This window comes from Nocardia sp. CA-151230 (genome assembly GCF_050942175.1).
In the GTDB taxonomy this organism is placed as follows: Bacteria; Actinomycetota; Actinomycetes; order Mycobacteriales; family Mycobacteriaceae; genus Nocardia.
The window spans coordinates 2640710-2662477 of record NZ_CP192061.1; the positions used below are offsets into that span (position 1 = coordinate 2640710).

22 protein-coding genes are annotated in these 21768 nt (G+C 68.6%); 11 read left to right on the forward strand and 11 right to left on the reverse strand.

The annotated features are described in order from the left end of the window. The first annotated feature begins 29 nt into the window (after positions 1-29). Positions 30-401 carry a winged helix-turn-helix transcriptional regulator gene (locus tag ACQP1O_RS12015; protein ID WP_433565884.1) on the forward strand — a complete coding sequence of 124 codons (372 nt, stop codon included), beginning with the start codon at positions 30-32 and terminating at the stop codon, positions 399-401. Here ACQP1O_RS12015 and ACQP1O_RS12020 read toward each other — a convergent pair. Next, the gene (locus ACQP1O_RS12020; protein WP_433565885.1) at positions 316-2265 is read right to left on the reverse strand and encodes a glycoside hydrolase family 15 protein; all 1950 of its coding nucleotides are present in this window, start codon (positions 2263-2265) and stop codon (positions 316-318) included. The genes ACQP1O_RS12015 and ACQP1O_RS12020 overlap by 86 nt on opposite strands. A gap of 48 nt (positions 2266-2313) precedes the next feature. Beyond that, positions 2314-3270, reverse strand: coding sequence for a LysR family transcriptional regulator (locus tag ACQP1O_RS12025; protein WP_433565886.1), 957 nt, complete (start codon positions 3268-3270; stop codon positions 2314-2316). 64 nt (positions 3271-3334) lie between these two features. Here ACQP1O_RS12025 and ACQP1O_RS12030 point away from each other — a divergent pair, with 64 nt between their 5' ends. The 10 genes from ACQP1O_RS12030 (at position 3335) to ACQP1O_RS12075 (ending at position 13535) form a co-directional block, all read left to right on the forward strand. Continuing rightward, complete coding sequence (locus ACQP1O_RS12030; RefSeq protein ID WP_433565887.1) at positions 3335-4468, forward strand: XdhC family protein; 1134 nt, start codon at positions 3335-3337, stop codon at positions 4466-4468. 80 nt (positions 4469-4548) lie between these two features. After that, a complete protein-coding gene (locus ACQP1O_RS12035) occupies positions 4549-5439 on the forward strand; it encodes an FAD binding domain-containing protein (protein WP_433565888.1) in 891 nt (296 codons plus the stop codon). A gap of 2 nt (positions 5440-5441) precedes the next feature. Continuing rightward, positions 5442-5960, forward strand: coding sequence for a (2Fe-2S)-binding protein (locus ACQP1O_RS12040; protein ID WP_433565889.1), 519 nt, complete (start codon positions 5442-5444; stop codon positions 5958-5960). After that, positions 5957-8347 (forward strand): aerobic carbon-monoxide dehydrogenase large subunit, encoded by a 2391-nt coding sequence (locus ACQP1O_RS12045; RefSeq protein WP_433565890.1) that lies wholly within the window; start codon positions 5957-5959, stop codon positions 8345-8347. The genes ACQP1O_RS12040 and ACQP1O_RS12045 overlap by 4 nt, the downstream gene beginning before the upstream one ends. A 26-nt stretch (positions 8348-8373) precedes the next feature. Continuing rightward, a complete protein-coding gene (locus ACQP1O_RS12050) occupies positions 8374-9267 on the forward strand; it encodes an XdhC family protein (protein ID WP_433565891.1) in 894 nt (297 codons plus the stop codon). Continuing rightward, positions 9264-9857, forward strand: a complete 594-nt coding sequence (locus ACQP1O_RS12055; RefSeq protein WP_433565892.1) for a nucleotidyltransferase family protein — start codon at positions 9264-9266, stop codon at positions 9855-9857. The genes ACQP1O_RS12050 and ACQP1O_RS12055 overlap by 4 nt, the downstream gene beginning before the upstream one ends. Further along, complete coding sequence (locus tag ACQP1O_RS12060; protein ID WP_433565893.1) at positions 9854-10741, forward strand: AAA family ATPase; 888 nt, start codon at positions 9854-9856, stop codon at positions 10739-10741. Before ACQP1O_RS12055 ends, ACQP1O_RS12060 begins: the two co-directional genes overlap by 4 nt. A gap of 13 nt (positions 10742-10754) precedes the next feature. After that, positions 10755-11405 carry an SRPBCC family protein gene (locus ACQP1O_RS12065; RefSeq protein ID WP_433565894.1) on the forward strand — a complete coding sequence of 217 codons (651 nt, stop codon included), beginning with the start codon at positions 10755-10757 and terminating at the stop codon, positions 11403-11405. Then, entirely contained in the window at positions 11402-12598 is a 1197-nt protein-coding gene (locus tag ACQP1O_RS12070; protein WP_433565895.1) for a vWA domain-containing protein, read from the forward strand. Before ACQP1O_RS12065 ends, ACQP1O_RS12070 begins: the two co-directional genes overlap by 4 nt. Before the next feature lie 208 nt (positions 12599-12806). Beyond that, complete coding sequence (locus ACQP1O_RS12075; RefSeq protein WP_433565896.1) at positions 12807-13535, forward strand: enoyl-CoA hydratase/isomerase family protein; 729 nt, start codon at positions 12807-12809, stop codon at positions 13533-13535. Between the two features lie 62 nt (positions 13536-13597). On the opposite strand, the gene ACQP1O_RS12080 is transcribed toward ACQP1O_RS12075, so the two are convergent. The 9 genes from ACQP1O_RS12080 to ACQP1O_RS12120 all read right to left on the reverse strand — a co-directional run bounded on the left by ACQP1O_RS12080 (position 13598) and on the right by ACQP1O_RS12120 (position 21741). After that, positions 13598-14818 (reverse strand): RNA polymerase sigma factor, encoded by a 1221-nt coding sequence (locus tag ACQP1O_RS12080; protein ID WP_433565897.1) that lies wholly within the window; start codon positions 14816-14818, stop codon positions 13598-13600. Between the two features lies 1 nt (position 14819). Beyond that, positions 14820-15161: a YciI family protein gene (locus ACQP1O_RS12085; RefSeq protein ID WP_433565898.1), complete on the reverse strand. Its 342-nt coding sequence runs from the start codon at positions 15159-15161 to the stop codon at positions 14820-14822. Beyond that, positions 15158-15760, reverse strand: a complete 603-nt coding sequence (locus tag ACQP1O_RS12090; protein ID WP_433565899.1) for a dihydrofolate reductase family protein — start codon at positions 15758-15760, stop codon at positions 15158-15160. The genes ACQP1O_RS12085 and ACQP1O_RS12090 overlap by 4 nt, the downstream gene beginning before the upstream one ends. A 223-nt stretch (positions 15761-15983) precedes the next feature. Next, a complete protein-coding gene (locus ACQP1O_RS12095; RefSeq protein WP_433565900.1) occupies positions 15984-16316 on the reverse strand; it encodes a DUF732 domain-containing protein in 333 nt (110 codons plus the stop codon). A 97-nt stretch (positions 16317-16413) separates the two neighbouring features. Further along, positions 16414-17418 carry a hypothetical protein gene (locus tag ACQP1O_RS12100; protein WP_433565901.1) on the reverse strand — a complete coding sequence of 335 codons (1005 nt, stop codon included), beginning with the start codon at positions 17416-17418 and terminating at the stop codon, positions 16414-16416. Then, positions 17415-17774, reverse strand: coding sequence for a RidA family protein (locus ACQP1O_RS12105; RefSeq protein ID WP_354848281.1), 360 nt, complete (start codon positions 17772-17774; stop codon positions 17415-17417). Before ACQP1O_RS12105 ends, ACQP1O_RS12100 begins: the two co-directional genes overlap by 4 nt. Beyond that, the gene (locus ACQP1O_RS12110) at positions 17771-18868 is read right to left on the reverse strand and encodes an alpha-hydroxy acid oxidase (RefSeq protein ID WP_433565902.1); all 1098 of its coding nucleotides are present in this window, start codon (positions 18866-18868) and stop codon (positions 17771-17773) included. The genes ACQP1O_RS12105 and ACQP1O_RS12110 overlap by 4 nt, the downstream gene beginning before the upstream one ends. Further along, a complete protein-coding gene (locus ACQP1O_RS12115; protein ID WP_433565903.1) occupies positions 18865-20349 on the reverse strand; it encodes an amino acid permease in 1485 nt (494 codons plus the stop codon). Before ACQP1O_RS12115 ends, ACQP1O_RS12110 begins: the two co-directional genes overlap by 4 nt. 222 nt (positions 20350-20571) lie before the next feature. Continuing rightward, positions 20572-21741: a hypothetical protein gene (locus ACQP1O_RS12120; RefSeq protein WP_433565904.1), complete on the reverse strand. Its 1170-nt coding sequence runs from the start codon at positions 21739-21741 to the stop codon at positions 20572-20574. Positions 21742-21768: the final 27 nt, after the last annotated feature.

The window sequence follows — 21768 nt, forward strand, 5'->3', positions numbered from 1 at the left end:
TTCCGGGGCCGGACACGGTCAACTGCTCGGTGGCGCGCGCGTTGTCGGTCATCGGCGAACGCTGGTCGTTGCTGATCGTGCGTGAGGCGCTCGACGGCGCCAGTCGCTTCGGCGAATTCCGGGACCGGCTGGGCATCGCGAGCAACCTGCTCACCACCCGCCTGGATGGTCTGGTGGAAGCTGCACTCTTGGAGTGGGGCGACAAGTACTTGGCCGACCCGGATGGGCCGTCGGTGCAGCGGATGGCCTCGGAGAGGTCATCAAATGCCCGGTACCACAACAGGAATCGACGTCGGGCTGTGGTAATCCGCAGCGTCAGGGTTCGCGAATGTATCCCAGTGTGTATGACGCGTCGTCGAGTCGCGGGGAGATCGATTCCCCGCCGAGTGCCTGCCGCGTAACGGCTTGTTCGTCCTGAATGACGTGCATGACGGCGTTGATCAGAGCGAGGTGGGTGAACGCCTGGGGGAAATTGCCCCAGTGCCGACCGGTTCGGGGGTTGATCTCCTCGGCGTAGAGGCCGAGGGGGCTGGCGTAGGCGAGCAGTTTCTCGCACAGCTGTTTGGCTCGCTTCTTTTCGCCGATCTCCGACAACGCCGAGACCAGCCAGAACGAGCAGATCGTGAAGGCGCCTTCTTCCCCCGCGCATCCATCGTCGGTTTCACCGACGCGGTACCGCAATACGAGGCCGTCCTCGGTCAATTCGTCGGCGATGGCCAACACCGTGTTGCATACCCGCTCGTCGTCGGGTGGCAGGAAACGAACCAGCGGAATGAGCAGGGCCGAAGCATCCAGCGCCGTACTGCCGTAGTACTGGGTGAACACCTGCCGGGAGTCGACGGCATGAGCGCATATGTCGGCGTGGATTTCGTCTGCGGCCTGTTGCCAGCGATGCGCGCGTTCGAAGTCCTGGTGGATGCGGGCCAGCCGGGCACCGCGGTCGGCGGCAACCCAGCACATCACCTTGCTGGAGGTGAAGTGTTGGGGCTTCCCGCGCACTTCCCAGATGCCATGGTCGGGCTCGCGCCAGTAGGTGAGGGCGCTCTTGACCGCCCGGCCCAGCACCGGCCAGGCGCGCGCGTCGATTCGGTCCTGGTTGCGCGCGTAGAGGTAGACCGCGTCCAGCGCAGCGCCCCACACATCGTGCTGGCGTTGCCGGTACGCGTCGTTGCCGATGCGCACGGGGCTGGCGTTTTCGTAGCCGCGCAGGTGGGTGAGGGTCTGCTCGGTGAGGTCGCTTTCGCCGCCGATGCCGTAGACGATCTGCATGTCGCGGACGCCTTCGGTCAAGTTCGTGATGTAGGAGAAGAAGTCGTTCGCCTCCCAGCTGAAGCCCAGTGTGTACAGGCCCCACAGCGCGAAGGCGGAGTCACGTATCCACGAGTAGCGATAGTCCCAATTGCGTTGTCCGCCTGGTGTTTCGGGTAGTGAAGTGGTGGCAGCGGCGCTGATGGCGCCGGTGGGTGCGAAGGTCAGCCCCTTGAGGGTCAGCGCGCTGCGGGTCAGCTGGGCGGCCCACGGATGGTCCGGAAACCGCCCGCCGGCGAGCCAGTGCCGCCAGTGGTGGATCGTCCGCAGTAGCCGTTCTTCGGCCTCGTCGACGGCGCGGGGCGCATTGCGACTACCCCAGGAGAGCGCGCAGAAGCGGGTGTCGCCCGCCTTCAGCAGGGTGCGCGCCAGCGCGTGCGTACCCTCCAGCCCCAAGCGCATGTCGGTGCTGAGTGTCAGCTCCAGGTCGGTCCCGTCGGCTCTGGCCTGCGCGAGGTAGTAACTGTCGAGGTACTCCCAATGGGCATGGTGCCTGCCGTAGTCGAAGGACGGCTGACAGTCGAGCCCGAACTGGATTTGCCCGGTCTCACAGCGCACGGTCCGCAGCAATATGTGCTCGGCGTCGTAGTCGGTCGGGGTTCGACGATGGGCGCTGTGGCCGGGTGTCTGATGCCGCCAGGGCCCGACCAGCAGCGCATCGCGAACCGTCGCCCACCCTTCGCCACTGCGCCAACTCGTCTCCATGACCATCGTCCCCGGGACGTAGCGGCGATCGGTGGGCACCATGAATTCGACCGGGGCGAACCGAAACGAACCGGCGGAGCGATCCAGGATGGCTGCGAAGACACTGGGGGAGTCGATGCGAGGCAGACACATCCACTCGATGGCTCCGCTGGGGGCGATAAGCGCGGTGACCTCGCAGTCGGAGATGAAACCGTAGTCGTCGATGCGCGGGAAAGCCGTGAGGCGCGGCGTGCGTTCGAACTCGTCGTCCATGTGCTGCTCCCTCAATGTCTCGGCGCTGAAATCAGGCCGGCCAGCGGGTCAACTCCACAACGTCACATGTACTTTCGGGCGGAACCGGGTGACACCGACCCCGGACCCGCGGATCATCGCCTGGATGCATCGCGGGGTGGCGATGAACCGCAGCAGTTCCGACACCGCGGGTTGTCGGGTGTCGGGCGGCAGAGTGGTCGCGCACCACTCATCGGATACCTGGAGGCCGGCTCCCTTGATGCGGGTCAAACGACCGGCCGCGAGGTCGGAGGAGACGGCGAAGCCGATCACGAGGGTGATGCCCCCGACCCGGCGGACCTCTTCGAGGGCGGCGGCGTCACTCTGGAAGATCCGCTGGTGTGATTCGGGAATCGCCAACTCGCGCAGCATCGTCGCGATACGCCCGTCGACGCTACCGGCGCCCGGGCCCAGCATCCACTGCTGCTCCCGCAGCAGCGCCGGATACGGTACGACGTCCGCAAGCGGGCTGTCGGGGCGCGCGACGGCAATGATCTGATACTTCAGGAACGGCCGGGTGGTGATGGTCGTGTCGGTGTCGTTCTGCCCGGGCCCCAGCGCGATGTCCACCGCACGGGTCTCGATCAAGCTGCGGAACTGGCTGGTGGGATGAACACTCAGCTCGACCGACAGATCCTTCGCCCGCGCCGCGAACAGGTCGATGAGGCCGGGCGCGGCATGTTCGGCGAACGCGTTCGAGGCCGCGATGCGGAGCAGCCGTCGGCCGTGCGCCGCTTCGCTCACCTCGATGGCGGTCTGGCGTTGTAGTCCGAGAATCTCGATCGCCCGGCTGGCCAGGCGCAACCCACCGGGTGTGAAGGCCAGACCGGCCGCCGTGCGAGTGAACAGCGGGTCGTCGAGCTCTCTACGCAGTTGGGCGATGTGCGTCGAGACACCGGCGTCGGATATCCCCAGCTCTCTGGCCGCCGCGTGGACGGAGCCGAGCCGCACCACCGTCGAGTAGGCCCGAAGCTGGGCGGGCGTCACAATCCGAGTCTAGTTTGGAGGTGGACGCGGTGCCTACAGCCGCATCGCGCCCGGAGGACGCACCATGCAGGACGTGCTCACGGATCTGATGACAACCTGGAACGCCGGGGGCACGGCTGGGGTCGCGACGGTCGTGCGGACCTTCCGTTCGGCGCCACGACCGCCCGGCGCGGCCATGGTCGTCGCCTCGGATGGGACGGTCGGCGGTTCGGTCTCCGGTGGCTGCGTCGAAGGCGCGGTCTACGAACTCGCCACCGACGTCATCCGGACCGGTCGTCCGGTGCTGGAGCGGTTCGGCATCTCCGACGACGACGCATTCGCCGTCGGTCTCACCTGCGGCGGCATCATCGACATCTTCGTCGAGGCGATCTCGCGGGAAACGTTTCCGGAACTCGGCGAGGTCGCCGCGGAGATCGCCGCCGACCGGCCGGTCGCGATCGCGACCGTCATCGAGCACCCCGACGCCGCCAGGATAGGGCGACGGCTGATGATCCGGCCGGACACCGCGCACGGCACCCTGGGGTCGGCGCGCGCCGATGATGCGGTGATCGATGACGCACGCGGGCTGCTCGCGGCAGGCCGCAGCGAGGTGCTGTCCTACGGTCCGGACGGGCAGCGCCGCGGCGAGGGCATGGCGGTCTTCGTCGCCAGTTATGCCCGGCAGCCGCGGATGCTGGTGTTCGGGGCGATCGATTTCGCAGCCGCCCTCGCACAGCAGGGATCGTTCCTCGGGTACCGGGTGACGGTGTGCGACGCGCGGCCGGTCTTCGCCACCTCCGCCCGGTTTCCGACCGCCGACGAGGTCGTCGTCGACTGGCCGCACCGCTACCTGGCCGCGCAGATCGCGGCCGGTGCGATCGATTCGCAGACCGTCGTCTGCGTGCTGACCCACGATCCCAAGTTCGACGTTCCACTGCTCGAGGTGGCCCTGGGCGCGCCGGAGATCGGCTATGTCGGCGCCATGGGGTCGCGCCGCACGCACGACGAGCGGCTGACCCGGCTGCGACAGGCAGGTCTCACCGACGAGCAACTCGCCCGGCTCGCCAGCCCGATCGGGCTGGATCTGGGCGGCCGGACACCCGAAGAGACGGCGGTGTCCATCGCGGCGGAGATCATCGCGCGCCGCTGGGGCGGGCACGGTCGCTCCCTGACCCGGACCGGCGGCCGCATTCACCACAAGGCGGAAACAGCCAGTTAAGCGATTGCTTAATTCGGTCTTGACGACCACATCAGCAGGGCAGAGGCTGAGCTTCTTCCCAAGGATGTGAGGTAGATCACGTGCAAGTTCCTGGGCCATTCGAATATGAGCGCGCAACGGGTGTGGATCACGCCATCGGACTACTGGACCGGCTCGGCGACGAGGCGCGCATCGTGGCGGGCGGGCACAGCCTGCTACCGATGATGAAGCTGCGGCTGGCCAATCCGGAATATCTCATCGACATCAACGACCTGGCTGCCGAACTGGGCTACATCGTCACCGATCCGACCCTGGTGCGCATCGGTGCGATGGTCCGGCATCGGCATCTGCTCGAGTCCGACGATCTCGCCGCGGTGTGCCCGATCTTTCGTGACGCCGAGCGCGTGATCGCAGATCCGGTCGTGCGCAATCGCGGCACGATCGGCGGCTCGCTGTGCCAGGCCGATCCCGCCGAAGATCTCAGCACGGTCTGCACGGTCCTCGGCGCCACGTGCCTGGTGCGCGGACCGTCCGGCGACCGGGAGATCGCCATGGACGACTTCCTGGTCGGTCCGTACGAAACCGCCATGTCGCACAACGAGCTTCTGATCGAGATCCGAATTCCGGTGCGGCATCGGACCTCGAGTGCTTACGCGAAGGTGGAGCGCCGGGTCGGCGACTGGGCGATCACGGCGGCAGGGGCGACCGTGACACTGCGCGGCGAGACGATAGCGGCCGCACGGATCGGCCTGACGGCGGTCAACGCCGATCCGGCGGCGCTCGCCGGCGCGGTCGACGCACTCATCGGTGGGCCGCCCACCGAAGACGCTTTCGCGGAGGCGGGCCGCCGCGCGAGCGCAGCGTGCTCACCTGTCTCCGATGCGCGCGGCAGTGCGGACTACAAGCGCCATCTCGCATCCGAACTGACGATTCGTGTGCTGCGTACCGCGGTCGAGCGCGCACTGAACGAGTCTGTGCTGGAAGGGAATTAGCCATGCAGGTAACCATGACCGTCAACGGCGAGACGGTGTCCGCGGAGGTCGAGCCACGCATCCTGCTCGTGCATTTCCTACGAGATCAGTTGCGGCTCACCGGAACCCACTGGGGGTGTGACACCAGCAACTGCGGCACCTGCGTGGTAGAGGTCGACGGCGAGCCGGTGAAGTCGTGCACGATGCTGGCCGTCATGGCCGACGGCCATGCGGTGCGCACTGTCGAGGGGCTCGAGGTGGACGGCCAACTCGATCCCGTGCAGGAGGGCTTCATGCAGTGCCATGGGTTGCAGTGCGGCTTCTGCACGCCCGGAATGATGATCACCGCCCGCGCCCTGCTCGACCGCAATCCGAATCCCGACGAGCAGACCATTCGGGAGGCGATCTCGGGCCAGATCTGCCGCTGCACCGGATACACGACCATCGTGCGGTCGATCCAGTGGGCCGCGGCGAAGCAACGAGGCGAAGCGGTGGAGCCCGAACCCGCCGCCACGCCGACGCCGGTAGGGAGCACGTCATGACCGCCGTCGAGCCCCGGCCCGAAGACAGGGTCGACAACGATCGCAAGCCGTGCGGTCACGGCAGGATGCTCCGCAAAGAAGATCCGCGGTTCATTCGCGGGCGCGGCAACTACGTCGACGACGTGCAGCTGCCCGGCATGCTGCATATGGCGATACTGCGTTCCCCGTTCGCGCACGCGCGGATCGTGAGCGTCGATGTCTCGGCGGCACAGGCACATCCGAAGGTCAAGGCGGTCGTCACCGGCGCGGACCTCGCGGCGAAGGGACTGGCCTGGATGCCGACGCTGTCCAACGATGTGCAGGCGGTGCTGGCGACGGACAAGGTCCGATTCCAGGGCCAGGAGGTGGCCTTCGTCGTCGCCGAGGATCGCTACTCCGCGCGTGATGCGTTGGAGCTCATCAATGTCGAGTACGAGATGCTCGATCCGGTGATCGACGCCCGGACCGCACTGGCGCCCGAGACACCGGTGATCCGCGACGATCTCGAAGGCAAGCGGGACAACCACTGCTTCGACTGGGAGACCGGCGATGCCGCCGCGACCGAGGCGGTGTTCGCGCGCGCCGATGTCGTCGTCAGGCAGGAGATCGTCTATCCGCGAGTGCATCCCGCCCCGATGGAAACCTGCGGCGCTGTCGCCGATCTCGATCCCGTGACGGGGAAGCTCACGCTGTGGTCGACGAGCCAAGCGCCGCATGCCCACCGCACGATCTACGCGATGGTGGCCGGACTGCCCGAACACAAGATCCGGGTGATCTCACCCGATATCGGCGGCGGGTTCGGCAACAAGGTGCCGATCTATCCGGGATACGTCTGCGCCATCGTCGGGTCGCTGTTGCTGGGCAAACCGGTGAAATGGATGGAGGATCGCAGCGAGAACCTCACCAGCACCGGATTCGCCCGCGACTACATCATGGTCGGCGAGATCGCCGCCACCACCGACGGCAAGATCCTGGCCATCCGGTCGACCGTGCTCGCCGATCACGGCGCCTTCAACGGCACGGCCGCGCCGCTGAAGTATCCGGCGGGCTTCTTCGGCGTCTTCACCGGCAGCTATGACATCGAGGCCGCCTACTGCAAGATGACCGCGGTCTACACCAACAAGGCCCCCGGCGGCGTCGCCTACGCGTGCTCGTTCCGGGTCACCGAGGCCGTCTACTTCGTCGAGCGGTTGGTGGATTGCCTCGCCTACGAACTGAAGATGGATCCGGCCGAGCTGCGGCTGCGGAATCTTCTTCGCGCCGAACAGTTCCCGTACCGGACCAAGACCGGCTGGGTCTACGACTCCGGCGACTACGAGAAGACCATGCGTCTGGCGATGGACATGATCGGCTACGACGCCTTGCGCGAAGAGCAGCGGGACCGGCGCGCCCGCGGCGAGTTGATGGGCATCGGGATGTCCTTCTTCACCGAGGCCGCGGGCGCGGGTCCGCGCAAGGATATGGACATCCTCGGTCTCGGGATGGCCGACGGGTGCGAGCTGCGCGTCCACCCGACCGGCAAAGCCGTTGTGCGGCTGTCGGTTCAGACCCAGGGGCAGGGGCACGAGACGACGTTCGCCCAGATCGTCGCCGAGGAGCTCGGCATCCCGCCCGACGACATCGACGTTGTGCACGGCGACACCGATCAGACACCGTTCGGCCTCGGCACCTACGGCAGCCGGTCGACACCGGTCTCGGGCGCCGCTGCCGCACTGGTGGCGCGGAAGGTGCGCGACAAGGCGCGAATCATCGCGTCGGGCATGCTCGAGGTCTCCGTCGCCGACCTCGAGTGGGAGAAGGGCTCCTTCCACGTCAAGGGCGATCCGTCCGCGGCCGTGACGATCCAGCAGATCGCGATGCGCGCACACGGCGCGGGTGATCTGCCCGAGGGGATCGAGGGCGGACTCGATGCGCAGATCTGTTACAACCCGGAGAATCTCACCTTCCCCTACGGTGCGTACTTCTGCGTCGTCGATATCGACCCGGGGACGGCCGTGGTGAAGGTGCGGCGCTTCCTCGCCGTCGACGACTGCGGCACCCGGATCAATCCGATGATCATCGAGGGGCAGGTGCACGGCGGCATCACCGACGGTATCGGCATGGCGCTGATGGAGATCATGGCCTTCGACGAGGACGGTAACTGCCTCGGCGGATCCCTGATGGACTACCTCATCCCGACGGCGCTCGAGGTTCCGCATTTCGAGACCGGGTACACGGTCACGCCGTCGCCGCATCATCCGATCGGCGCGAAGGGCATCGGCGAATCGGCCACGGTCGGATCGCCCGCGGCGGTGGTCAACGCGGTGGTGGACGCGCTGGCGCCGTTCGGGGTTCGGCACGCCGACATGCCGTTGACGCCGTCGCGGGTGTGGGACGCGATGCAGGGCCGGGCCACACCGCCCATCTGAGTGGGGTCCGAGCCATGGGGTCACCGATGAAGATGAACGAGCGTGCACAGGAGCTGGTCCGCACCCGGACCCCGTTCGTGCACGCGACCGTCGTGCGCGCCCAGCAGCCGACCTCGGCGCACGCCGGGGACGAGGCGATCCTGTTGCAGGACGGGACGATCGAAGGATTCGTCGGCGGCCAGTGCGCCCAGAACTCGGTCCGCAAGGCGGCGCTGGGTGCCCTGCAGTCGCACGAGAGTGTACTGCTGCGCGTACTGCCCGACGGCGATCTGCATTTCCCCGAAGCGCCCGGCGCGGCGGTGGTGGTGAATCCCTGTTTGTCCGGCGGAGCGCTGGAGATCTTCCTGGAGCCGCAGATCCCGGCGCCGCTGGTGCGCATCTGCGGCGCGACACCCATCGCGGATGCCCTGGCCGACATGTGCGAACTGGTGGGTTTCGGAGTGCGGCGCAGTACTGCCGAAGCCGGCTCGCTGGATTCGCTGGCCGATACGACGGTGGTGGTGATCGCCAGCCACGGTGGCCCGGAGGCCGAGATGATCCGCGTCGCGCTCGACGCGGGTGTGGGGTACATCGGGTTGGTGGCCAGCACGATTCGGGGCGCGTCGATCCTCGACGAACTCGAATTGACCGACGCCGAACGGGCTCGCGTCCGCACCCCGGTGGGTTTGCCGATCGGCGCCAAGACGTCCGCGGAGATAGCGGTCTCGATTGTCGCGGAAGTGATCCAGGCGATCCGTAAAGGTGGCCTGGCCGTCACGCCCCGCGTGGCGAATGTCGCGATCGAGGTGCTCGATCCGGTGTGCGGCATGACCGTGACCGTCGGGCCGGACACACCGCATCTCACTGTCGACGGTGTCGACCACTGGTTCTGCAGCTCCGGCTGCCGCACCTCCTTCGCAGCGACGAGGACAGGCTCATGACGAACGGGGTCGTCACCGGAGTGGTGCTCGCGGCAGGAACCTCACAGCGTCTCGGCACGGCGAAACAGCTACTGCCGTACCGGAATACGACGGTTCTCGGCGCCACTCTCGACATGGTGCGGTCCTGCGCGTTCGATCAGATCATCGTAACGCTCGGCGGCGCGGCGGCGGCGGTGGCCCAGCAGGTCGATCTCACCGGGGTGGAGGTTGTCCTGGCCGAAAGTTTCGCTTCGGGCTGTTCGTCGTCGTTGCGTTCGGCCCTGAACCTGGTGCATCCGCGGGCCGCCGGAATCGTGCTGATGCTCGGTGATCAACCGGGTCTGTCGGCGGCGACCGTCGAGCGGCTGATCGCCGAGGGAACGTCCGCCGCGATCACGGTCTGCCGCTACCGCGACGGTGTCGGGCATCCATTTTGGCTGAGTCGCAGCATATTCGGCGAGTTGGCGCGATTGCGCGGCGACAAGGCCGTGTGGAAGATCATCGAGTCGGGCCGCGTCCCGGTGTCGCAACTCGACGTCGACGCACCGGTGCCCTTGGACGTCGACACCTGGGACGACTACCAGCGTCTGCGCGCCGCGACGTCGCCATGATGTCGCCGTTCGGCGATATCGAGGACGTGGTGCGGCGATTCGACGCCGACGACTACCTGCTCGATACCGGAACCGCCGCCGCCTTCTATCTGGCCACCACGCTGGGTCGGCCACTGCTGCTGGAAGGTGAACCGGGAGTGGGCAAGACGACGGCGGCGAAGACCCTGGCCACCGTGCTGGGTGCACCGCTGATCCGCCTGCAGTGCTACGAGGGCCTCACCGTGAGCGAAGCGCTGTACGACTGGAACTACCAGCGTCAGCTGCTCAGCATCCGGCTCGCCGAGGCGCGCGGCGCCGACCTCACCGAAGCCGACCTGTTCACCGAGGCATATCTGGTCGACCGCCCGATCCTGCGCTGTGTGCGATATCGCGGCCCGACGCCCCCGGTGCTGCTGATCGACGAAATCGACCGTGCCGACGACGAATTCGAAGCGCTGCTGCTCGAATTCCTCGGTGAGGCCACGGTGACCGTTCCCGAACTCGGGACGTTCGTCACCGAACACCCGCCGCTCGCTGTGCTGACCTCCAACCGCAGTCGCGACCTGCACGACGCGCTGCGGCGGCGTTGCCTCTACCACTGGATCGACTACCCGGAACCGGCCCGCGCGGTCGCGATCGTGCGACGCACCGTGCCCGGGGCAACCGACGCGCTGATCGAGCAGGCCACCCAATTCGTGGGCCGCGCTCGCGATCTCGATCTCGACAAGCCGCCCGGCGTCGCCGAGACCATCGACTGGATCGCCGCGCTGGTGACGCTCGACGTCGCCGATCTCACCGCGCCGGAGACGGTCGCCGCGCTCAGCGCACTGGCGAAAACACCCGACGACCGCACCACGGTCCACGAGGCATTCGTCGAATACACCCGAAGCCTGGCTACCGGATGAGAGAGATACTCCGATGAAGATCGCCAATGAGTTCACCGTCCACGCACCCCTCGAGCAGGCATGGGCGGTGCTGACCGACCTCGAACAGGTGGTTCCGCTCATGCCCGGGGCACAGCTCGTCGGCTGGGAGGGCGAGGACTTCCTCGGCAAACTGAAGGTCAAAGTCGGCCCGGTGACCAGTGAATTCACCGGGAAGGCGAATTTCGTCGAGCGCGACGAACACGACCATCGCGCCGTCATCAACGGCAGCGGCCGGGACTCACGCGGATCCGGAAACGCGGCGGCGACCATCACCACGCAACTGCGCGAAGACGGCGACCGGACCCGCGTCACCGTGGACACCGACCTCAAGATCGTCGGCAAGCTCGCCCAGTTCGGCAGTGGGATGCTGCAGCAGGTGTCGGAGAAGATGATCGGTCAATTCGTCGCATCTCTGGAAGAGAAACTCGCGGAGGGCGATTCGGCCGCCGCAGCAGCGACGGCCGCGCCGGACGGCCGAGAGGCGCGACCACAACCGGTCGCGCAAACCGAGCCGGCGCCGCTCGATCTCGTCGAGCTCGTCGGGCCCGCGATGATCAAGAAGTACGCGCCCGCGATCGCGTTCGTGCTCGCGGCCGTGCTCGGAATCATCCTGGTACGCAGGCGGATGCGCGGGAAGCGATGACGCGAGCGGCACTGCTGCGCGTCGATCTGGCCGCATTCGCTGTCGCGGTGGTCGCGCGGCTGCGGCGTGGTGGCGTCGCGGTGGCGCCGAGCGGGCCCGCGCTGTTCGTGCAGGCCTTGCGTCGCATGGCGCCGCGGTCGCGCACCGAACTCTACTGGGCCGCGCGACTCACGCTCGTCGATCGCATGCAGGATCTCGCCGCCTTCGACGCGGTCTTCGAGACGGTGTTCGCCGACGCGGTACTGGGTGTGGACCCGCCGAGCCGGACGCACGGGCTGCCGGCCGAACGCGCGTCGGCGCCGGGCACGGGCGGTCGGGGGCAGTCTCGGCAAGACGGTGAAGTCCCTTGGGCGACACTGCAATCGGCGACTGGTGCCGACCGATCGACCGACCGGGGCGTGGCGCTGCCGGACGTGCTGCCGAGCCGGTTCGCGGCACGGGAACAGGAACCGTTCGCCCGCTTCGATCCGGACGACCTGCGGACGGTCGGCGCCTGGCTGGAGCAGGCGTCGGCGCTGTGGCCGCAGCGCCGGAGCAGGCGCTACGCACACCATCCGCACGGCAAGCGGATCGACTTCCGCGCGACGATGAACAACTCCCGCCGCACCGGCTGGGAGTCGGCGGTGCTGGTCCGCACCCGTCCCCGACGCCGCCCGCGCCGAATCGTCATGATCTGCGACGTCAGCCGCTCGATGCAGCCGTATTCGACGATCTACCTGCACCTGATGCGGGCAGCGATGCAGCGCCGTTCGCCCGATCGCCCCGAGGTGTTCGCCTTCTCCACCTCGCTGACCAGGCTGACCTCGGTGCTGGCGCACCGTTCCCCGGATATCGCGGTGGCCCGGGCCAACGACAAGGTGGTCGACCGCTACGGCGGCACGCATATCGGCCGGTGCCTCGGTACGTTGCTCGCAACTCCGTCCGGCAACGCTGTGCGCGGCGCCGTCGTCGTCATCGCGTCGGACGGCTGGGACAGCGACACGCCCGATGTCCTCGCCCGCGCGATGGCCCGGATCCGGCGCCGGGCCTGGCGCGTCATCTGGCTGAATCCCCGTGCCGGCGACTCCCGATTCCAGCCGACCGCCGGTGCGATGGCGGCGGCGCTGCCGTACTGCGACATCATGATGCCGGCGCACACGCTGGCGGGCATATACGCATTCCTGCAAGCCCTGGCATCGACGATTGTCACCTGATGGCAAATGTGCGCGGGACTCGTCGGAACAGGGTTTTGTGCGGTTCGGCATGCGAAGCCACCTCCGATCGGCAGTGCGCGAGCCCACCCGAACTCATGAAGGAGATCATCGGCCGTAGCCTGAAGCCGGACTGAGACAGTCGAGTTCGATATCCGGCCGATGGCGTGCGCGTCGGCGGCCGGAATCGGTCTAGGGAAAGGCAATTCTCATGAGCGCTGAGCTCGTGCTCCGGACGGTCGAGGATGGCATCGCCACGCTGACCCTGAACCGCCCCGAGAAGTTGAACGCGTTGACGGCGGCCTCGTTCGAGGAATTGGCGGCGCATCTGGACGCGCTGGCCGGCGCGGACGTCCGGTGCGTGATCCTGACCGGCGCGGGCCGATCCTTCTGTGCCGGGCACGATCTGGAGTCGCTCGCCGCAGGAGACGCGCTGGCGTCCCGCTACCACGAGGCGGAGACCATTGCCCGGCTCGAGGCGTTTCCGGCGCCGGTGATCGGCAAGATCCGCGGGCACTGCTTCACCGGCGGACTCGAATTGGCCCTGGCCTGCGACCTGCTGGTCGCGGGGGAGAACGCGCAATTCGGGGACACGCACAGCCAGTGGGGGCTGGCCCCGCTGTGGGGCATGTCGGTGCGACTGCCGGAGCGGGTGGGCATGGCCCGGGCCAAGGAACTCAGCTTCACCGCCCGGCGGTTCAGCGGTGTCGAGGCCGCGGACATGGGCCTGGTGAACCACGCGGTGCCCGACGAGGGGCTGGACGAGTTCGTGGCGCACCTGGCCGCGCAGATCACCGCCAACTCGGCCGGTTCGAATCGAATCTACAAGTCGCTCTATGCGAATTCGCGGGAACTCGGACGCGCGGAGGCGTTGAAGGCGGAGACGGACATGCAGTTCGGGCTGCCGGACGACTCGGTGGAGCGACTGACCAAGCGCTGAGCTCGATACACGGCTAGCACCCGGCCGGGTCGGGTCCGCAGGGTCGGACTCGGTGCGTCGAGTCAGGCAGGGCGTGCCGCCTCGGCGCGGGCGACGAGGAACTCGCGTTCGGTGTCGTTGCGGGCATGGGCGATCGCGGCGCGGTATGCCTGTGCGGCTTCGGCATTCCGGCCGAGGCGGTGCAGGAGATCGGCACGGACGGCATGGAAGAGATGCTGGTCGTCGAGGTCCAACTGGTCCAGTTCGGCCAGTGCGGCTGCGGGTCCGGCGACCTCGGCGACGGCCACCGCGCGGTTGAGCCGCACCACCGGGCTCGGTGTGCAGGTGAGGAGCTGGTCGTAGAGCTGGAGGATCTGCGGCCAGTCGGTGTCGGCGGCGGTGCGGGCGTCGGTGTGCACGGCGTTGATCGCGGCCTGGATCTGATACGGGCCGGGCTGGTTGCGGCGCAGGCATTCCCGGACCAGGGCGTGACCCTCGGTGATCAGGGCCGTGTCCCAGAGACGTCGATCCTGCTCCGGCAGGGGCACCAGCTCGCCGGTCCCGGAGGTGCGTGCGGCACTGCGTGATTCGCTGAGCAGCAGCAGCGCGAGCAAGCCGTGCACCTCGGGTTCGTCCGGCATGAGCTCGGCGAGCACCCGCGTCAGCCGGATGGCCTCGGCGCAGAGGTCGGCGCGGGTCAGTCGCTCGCCGGCGGTGGCGGTGTGACCCTCGGTGTAGATCAGGTAGACGACCGCCAGCACGGCGTCGAGCCGGGCGGGCAGCTCGGCGTCGGACGGCACCCGATACGGGATCCGGGCATCGCGAATCTTGCCCTTGGCGCGGGTGAGGCGTTGTGCCATGGTCGTTTCCGGAACCAGGAAGGCCCGGGCGACCTCCGTCGTGGACAGCCCGCCCAGCAGGCGAAGGGTCAGCGCCACCTGAGCCTGGCGGGACAGCGCGGGATGACAGCAGGTGAATATCAAGCGCAGCCGGTCGTCGCGCACCGCGCCCTCCTCGATCGGTTCGCCGTCTGCTCGGAGCAGCGCGGCCTGGGCGTATTTGTCCGCGCGGGCGGCCTCGCGGCGCAGCCGGTCCACCGCGCGGTTGCGGGCCGTGGTGATGATCCAGCCGGGGGGACTCGGCGGCGGCCCTTCGCGCGGCCAGCGCTGCACGGCGGTGGCGAAGGCGTCCTGCACCGCGTCTTCGGCGATATCGACATCGCCGAAGACGCGGATCAGGGAGGCCACCGCGCGGCCGTAGTGCTCGGCGAAGACGGCCGCGACATCGACTGTGCCGGAAGACATGTCAGCTGTCCTGGATGGGCCGGACCTCGATCGGCAGCCCGATGACGCGCGCCATGCGGCGACCCCAGCCCAGCGCCTCGTCCAGGTCGGCGGCGCGGATGACGGTGAAACCGCCTATGTGCTCTTTGCTTTCGGCAAAGGGCCCGTCGGTGACGAGCACTTCCGAGCCCTGCGCGCGCAGCACGGTGGCGGTACTCGGCGCATGCAGCCCGGCCGCGAACACCCATGCCCCGGACTCCCGCAGCTCCGCATTGAGTGCCGCCAGCTCGCTCATGATCTCGTCGAGGTTGTCAGGCGGCGTGGTGTCGTCGGGCTGGTAGATGCTGAGCAGGTACTCGGTCAACGCGACTCCTCTCCGGCGGGACGATAGGTGGCCATGAGGACACCGGTCGTCGTGGTGACGCTGTCGGTCAGCCGCAGCGGGCCCACGTCGGCGCCGTCGAACAGGCGCGCGCCGGGACCGACCGTCAACGGGTGTATCGAGAGCAGATACTCGTCGATCATGCCCGCGCGCATGAGGGAGCGCAGCAACTCGCCGCTGCCGAGGACCACCAGATCCAGGTCCGGCCGCCCGGCGCACAGCGCGCGCACGGCCGCGACCCCGTCGCCGGGCAGCAGGGTCGAGTTCTGCCACGGCAACGGTTCGGCGAGGGTGCGGGAGCAGACGAACTTCTCCGCCTTGTCCAGCACCTCGGTGAACGGGTTGTCGGTCCGGTGCGGCCAGAATCCGAAGAAGTCCTCGTAGGTGCGGCGGCCGAACAGCAGGCCGCCGTCGCTGTGCGCGGCCATGTGCGCGCCCATGACGCGGCCCTGGACCGGGTCCGCGTACCGGTGCGCCCAGCCGCCGCCGGTGAATCCGTTCCGGGTGTCCTCGTCGGCCCGGCCCGGCGCCTGCATGACGCCGTCGAGGGTGAGGTTGACGACCGCGGTGATCGTGCCCATGTTCGCTCCTTGGCTGCGGCCCGGCCAGATTGCCGGGTTCACGCTCTACACGAACGGGCTGCCGCGATCACGACACCGCCGCGGAAATTTCGGACGGTTCAGACCTCGAGGTTCTCCTCGATGTCGACTGATGCGATCAGTTGGACCTGTCCGGGCCCGAATAAACCTGCGGGCGCTGCCGTTTCCGGCAGCGCCCGCAGACCCGCTACATCCGCGGCTCAGCTCAGCCGCACAGGCTCCCCGGCGCGGTGGCCGCGTCGAGGAACAGCACGGCCTCCTCCTTCTCGGCCGCCCCACCCGGAAGCTGTTCGGACAGCTGCTCCTTGGTCATGCCCGAGGCGATCGCCGCGCAGTCGGCCTTGCCGACATCGATGGCCGCGAGCTGCTGATCCTGATCGGTCAGGAGCTCACCGCGCTCCTGCAGGTAGCTCACGAACACCTGCTCCGGCGCGGTCAGTGCGCGCTCCGCTCCGGCCACCCCCGTCGCCGCCCCCAGCACCGCGACCCCTGCAGCCACCACTCCGAAACCCGAAGCGAGACGGCTCTTTTTACCCACGAACTCTCCTTCAACATCGAACGAACCCGGCGAGCCTACCCCGGGCCGACCCCGGCCATGCGCGAAGTCGGCCGGGCCTCTGGCCGGGGAATTCGGGTCAGTCGCGTTCCAGAATGCTGGTCACCAGCATGGTGTGATCCTCGAGCCGCCGCCGCACCGTCCAGCCGAGTTCGGCGAAGGCCTGCTCGTACTCCTGACGCGTCCACAGTCGCACGCCGGTGACCGCGTGATAGATCTCGTAGGTGGGCGAGAACCATGGCTGCTGTGTCCAATACGGGGCCTCCAGCAGATAGCCGTCGCCGATCACCAGCCGCCGCAGGTTGGGGAACCAGTCCATCCAGCCGCGCAGCACCGCGGCGATGCCGTCACCATCGCTGGCCAATTGGTGCAGCAGGAAGAACGACATGGCGGTGGTGACGGCATCGCGGTCGACGGCGGCCAGCCAGGCGGGCGGTTCCGGTTCGGGCTGCACCGAACCGGCGAGCAGGGTGATGCGGTCGCCGAGTCCGCGCGCGGTGAGTTCGGCGGTGGCCGAGGCGATCACCCCGTCCTCGATGTCCACGCCGAGGAACCGTTCCCGCTCGGCGATCCCGGCCAGCGCGAGCACCCGCCCGGCGTCGGCGCAGCCGAGATCGATGGTGCAGCCGGGTGTTCCGGCCGCGATGGCGTGCCCGATGGCCTCGAAGATCTCCGGCCGCCGCCGTGCGATATCGGTGCAGCCGCGAGCCACCTCTCCGGGTTCGGTGGCGGCGGGAATGTATTCGCGGTGCGGGCTGTCCGACAGCTGCCGGAAGGTGGGTTCCCACCCGCGCACCGCCACCCGCACGAAGCCGCGGTTCTTGCCGACGTCGTGGCCGGTGTGGGTGAGCTGGTAGCGGTGCCCGCGCCGCAGCAGGAAGCCGGCGCGCACCAGCCCCTCGGCGACGGTCTGCTGGATGCCGGTGGTGGGCGCGACGGTGTCGCCGCCCAGCAGGGTGACCCACCAGCCCCAGTCGTCGGCGGCGACGATGAGCTGGCCGGCGGTCTGGCCCTCGATGACGTCTCGGATGGTGAAATCGCCGAGGGCGGACTGCGGTTGGACGAGCGGGGTGACTGCGGTCATGATCGATCTTCCTGAGCGGTGGCGACGGCGATCGCCTGGATTTCGATGAGCAGCCCGTCGATGGGCAGGGTGGTGACGGTGGTGATCCGCGCCGGTGCGGCCGTCGGGAAATGCGTGCGGAAGGCGGAGTTCCAGCCGGGGAACCAGCGGCGATCGGACAGGTAGCAGTCCAGCCGCAGCACGTGCGCGCGCCCACTGCCCGCCGCGGTGAGTGCGGCGTCGAGCTGCCGGAAGACCTCGGCGGTCTGGCCCTCGAAGGATGCGGTGGTGACGGTCAGGGTGTCCGGGTCGACGGCGGCCAGACCGGAGGTGAACACGAGCCCGGACGCGGTGCGGGCCAAGGGGAATGCGCTCACGGGGCGGCTCGCATGATCCGGGTGACGTCGATCTCGGCGAGGGTGGCCGCGCCGGACAGGATCATCAGGGTGCGCAGCTCCTCGGTGAGCAGCTCCAGCACCCGATCCACTCCGGCCTCCCCGGCCGCGGCCAGGCCGTAGATGGCCGCGCGGCCCAGGATCACCGCGTCCGCGCCCAGTGCGAGCGCCAGGTACACATCGCTGCCGGTGCGGATGCCGCTGTCCAGCAGGATGGGTGTCTCCGGGCCCACCGCCGCGCGGATGCGCGGCAGCATGTCCAGGCTGGCCGGGGCCGGATCCACCTGGCGGCCACCGTGATTGGAGACGACCAGGGCGCTCGCGCCGATGGCCAGGGCGCGTTCGGCCGCGGCGGGGGTGAGCACGCCCTTGGCGATCCACGGCAGCCCGAATCCGGTGGCGGCGCCGGCCAGCTCGGACCAATCCCACACCATGCCACCGCGTTTGAGCAGCTGCCCGAAGATCTCCGCCACTCCGGGAGCGCCGTCCTCGCCGGTCAGATTCCCGGCGAAGTGCCGCTGATCGGGGTCGAAGCGATTGGCCATATTGCGGGTACGGAAGCCGCCGACCGGGCAGTCGAGGGTGACGCACAGCGCGTCGTAGCCCAGTCGCGCCACCCGGTCCGCTACCGCGGCGGCGTGCCCGAAGGGGTGCACCTGCGCGATCCGGGCGGCGCGCGGTGCGGCGGCACGGACCCGCTGATAGGAGAAGCTGCCCGCCTCCGGCACGACGGACAGCGCTCCCCGGGCCTGGGCGGCCCGGGCCACGGCCGGATGCCCGTCCGGATGGAACAGCGCGTCACCGCCGAAAGGCGCGGTGAGAAGCGGTGTCTCCAGGGGCATTCCGAGGAATTCGGTGCGGGTGGAGGGCGCGCCCACCCCGCTCATCGGTGCGGGCAGGATACGCCAGCGGTCGAAGGCGAGCCGGTTCTCCCGCAGGGTGATCTCCTTACCCGCGCCGCCCTCCACGAAATCCAGGACGTCGGCGGGCAGCGCGGTCGCGGCCGCGTGACGGATCTCGTCGAGGGTGCCGAAGTCGACGCGGGTCGGATAGAAGCTGTCGAGCTGCGCAGTCACGCGGCACCTCCGGTGGCCACCGTCGCGGTAGTGGTCAGTGCGCTCGAATCGGCCGTCGCCGGGGTGGGATCGAGCACCTGGGTCGGATCGAGCGCAGTGGCGGTGGGGCCGGGGACCGTGGTCGCGTGGCTGCGGCCGTAGAACAGATACAGCGCGACTCCGGCCGCACTCCAGATCACGAACCGCAACCAGGTCAGCGCCTCGAATGTGGTTGCCAGCCAGACGCATCCGGCGATGGCGCAGACGGCCACCGCGGGCAGGAACGGTACCCGGAACGGACGCGGTCGGTCGGGTGCGGTGCGGCGCAGGACGAGCACGCCGACGGCCACGATCACGAAGGCGAACAGCGCGCCGATATTGACCAGCTCCGCCACCGTGCCGATGGGGAGCAGCCCGGCCACCGCGGCCACGACCGTACCGAGCAGCAGACTCAGCCGGACGGGCGTGCCCCGGGAGCCGGTGCGGCACAGCGCCTTCGGAACCATGCCGTCCCGGCTCATGGCGAACACCAGGCGGGTCGGGCCGTAACACACCATGAGCAGTCCCTTGGTGAGCGCGACCACCGAGGCCACCAGGATCACCTTGCCGATCCACCCGGCGCCGACGGCGGCCAGCGCGGTCGCCACCGGCGCGGCATTGCCGAGGGTGGAATACGGTGCGACACCGGTCAATACGGCGCTCACGGCCACGTAGAGGGCGGTGGCGACGACGACCGAGCCGATGATGCCCCACGGCAGATCGCGGCGCGGATCGCGGGTCTCCTCTGCGGAGGTGGCGACGACATCGAAACCGAGATACGCGAAGAACGCCAGCGCCGCGCCGGCCGCGATACCGTGCACGCCGAAAGGCAGGAACGGCGACCAGTTGCCGGGATGCAGATGGGGCGCGCCCACCGCGATCACCAGGATGAGGACGCCGATGGTCAAGGCCACCAGAGTTTTCACCACAACGGCAGTGAGTCGGACCTCGAACACGAGTACACCGATCAGCGCGGCGACAATGAGGACCGCCGGAAGATTGATGACGCCGCCGTCGCTGGGGCCCGCGGAAATAGCCTTGGGCAGAGTCACGCCGAACAAGGAATTCAGAGCGGCCCCGAACAATCCGGACCAGCCGATGGCGATGGCCGATGCCGCCACCGCGTATTCGAGCAGCAGATTCCAGCCGACCAGGAACGCGGGCACCTCGCCCAGCGTGCCCCGGGTGTAGGTGTAGGCGCTCCCGGACAGCGGCGTCATGGCCGCGAGTTCGCTGTAGCACAGCGCCACCAGCGCGCAGATGGCCCCGGCCAGCACGAACGACAGGACGATGGCCGGTCCCGCCTTGGTCGCGGCGGCAATGCCGGTGGTGACGAAGATGCCCGCGCCCACGATGGTGCCGACGCCCATGGCGATGAGGTCCACCCGGCCGAGACTGCGGGTGAGCGTTCCGTCGGCGGCCGGGGTTGCCGGAGTCGTGCCGGCTCGAGTTTGTGCTGCCATTTCTGGAATCCATTCGGAGAGAATGTCTTTGGAGCTGATGTATTCCAGTGAAACGGCCGCACTTTATGTGGCGGTGAACTCGCGTAACGACTTCGTTTCGTCGAATTCTGGAATATTCGGCAATGTAAAGTATTGCGGGCATGCGGAATTGCGCGCGATCGGAATTCGCGCGCGATAAATTGTGCCGTTCCATTCGATGTGTCGAATATGGCGGCGGAGCAATTATGCGGTTGTCGAGATCTGCGGAGTGGGAACGGAGTTCGTGGCGCGCGCCGTTGCACGCCGGCGGACGACGGCGGTGGTCGTGGCCACCAGAACGAGCACGACCGCGGCGGCGAGCACCGCGTCGCGCATGGACGCCACGGTCGCGATGGCTCCGAAGCCCACCGTCGCGCCCGCCGCGCACGCGTAGGCCACGCCCGCGAAGCGTGCGGCGGCCCGGGCGTGCTGATCGGGAGGTGTTGCGGCACTGACGATCCGGAGTCCGGAGCGATAGGCGATGCCCTGCCCGAAGCCGGCCACCGCGCCGCCGCACAGCAGCAGCGCCAGGCTGGGCATCCAGGACACGGCCGCCGCCAGCACGACTCCGGCGATGATGATCCACTGCGCCGCAACGGGTTCGGCGGCGAGTCCGCCGGGCGCGATCAGGCGTTGCGCCAACCAGGCGCTCACCAGATACAGCGTCACGGGCAGCGCCAGCAGGGCGAGATTCTTCGTGCCCAGCAGCTCCGCACCGTAACTCGGCAGCAGGGCGACGACCAGTCCCGCCGACACCCAGGCGGCAATGCCGCTGAGATATCCGGCGATTCGCGGTTCGATGGTCTCGGGAGCCGCGGCAGCGCGACCGGCGATTGCCGCCGGGCGGGCCGCACGATCGCTCAGCACCGCCATCGCGGTCACCGCGAGCAGGGCAGCGTGGCCCACATAGACGGTCGCCCCGGGTGCGGGCAGATACTGCGCCACGACCGCGGCCGCGATCGTCCCCAGTGCCGAGCCGAGCACGGTCGCCACCGCCATGGCCGTGCGCCCGCGTTCGCCCTTGCGTTCCAGGATCAATCCGGCCAGCGAGCCGGTCACCAATCCCACCGACAGCCCCGCGCCGATCCGCGCGGCGGCCACCGGCCACGGCGAATGTGCCACGGCCATGGCCACATCCGCGGCGATGCCGAACCCGCTGCCCACCCCGATGCGCCACCACCAGCCCCGCCGGGTGGACGGCGTGCCCACCAGTGCGAGCGCCGGGGTCAGCGCGAACAGGTAGGCGGCGAAGATCACGGTGATGAGCAGGGGCGCGAGCGCCCAGGCATGCCGGTAGTACGGCATCATCCCGGTCGCCATATTCGGCTGCGCCATGATCAGCACCAGCAGCGCCCCCGGTGCGGTTGCCCGCATCCCGCCTCCTAAATGAGGAGATCTTCT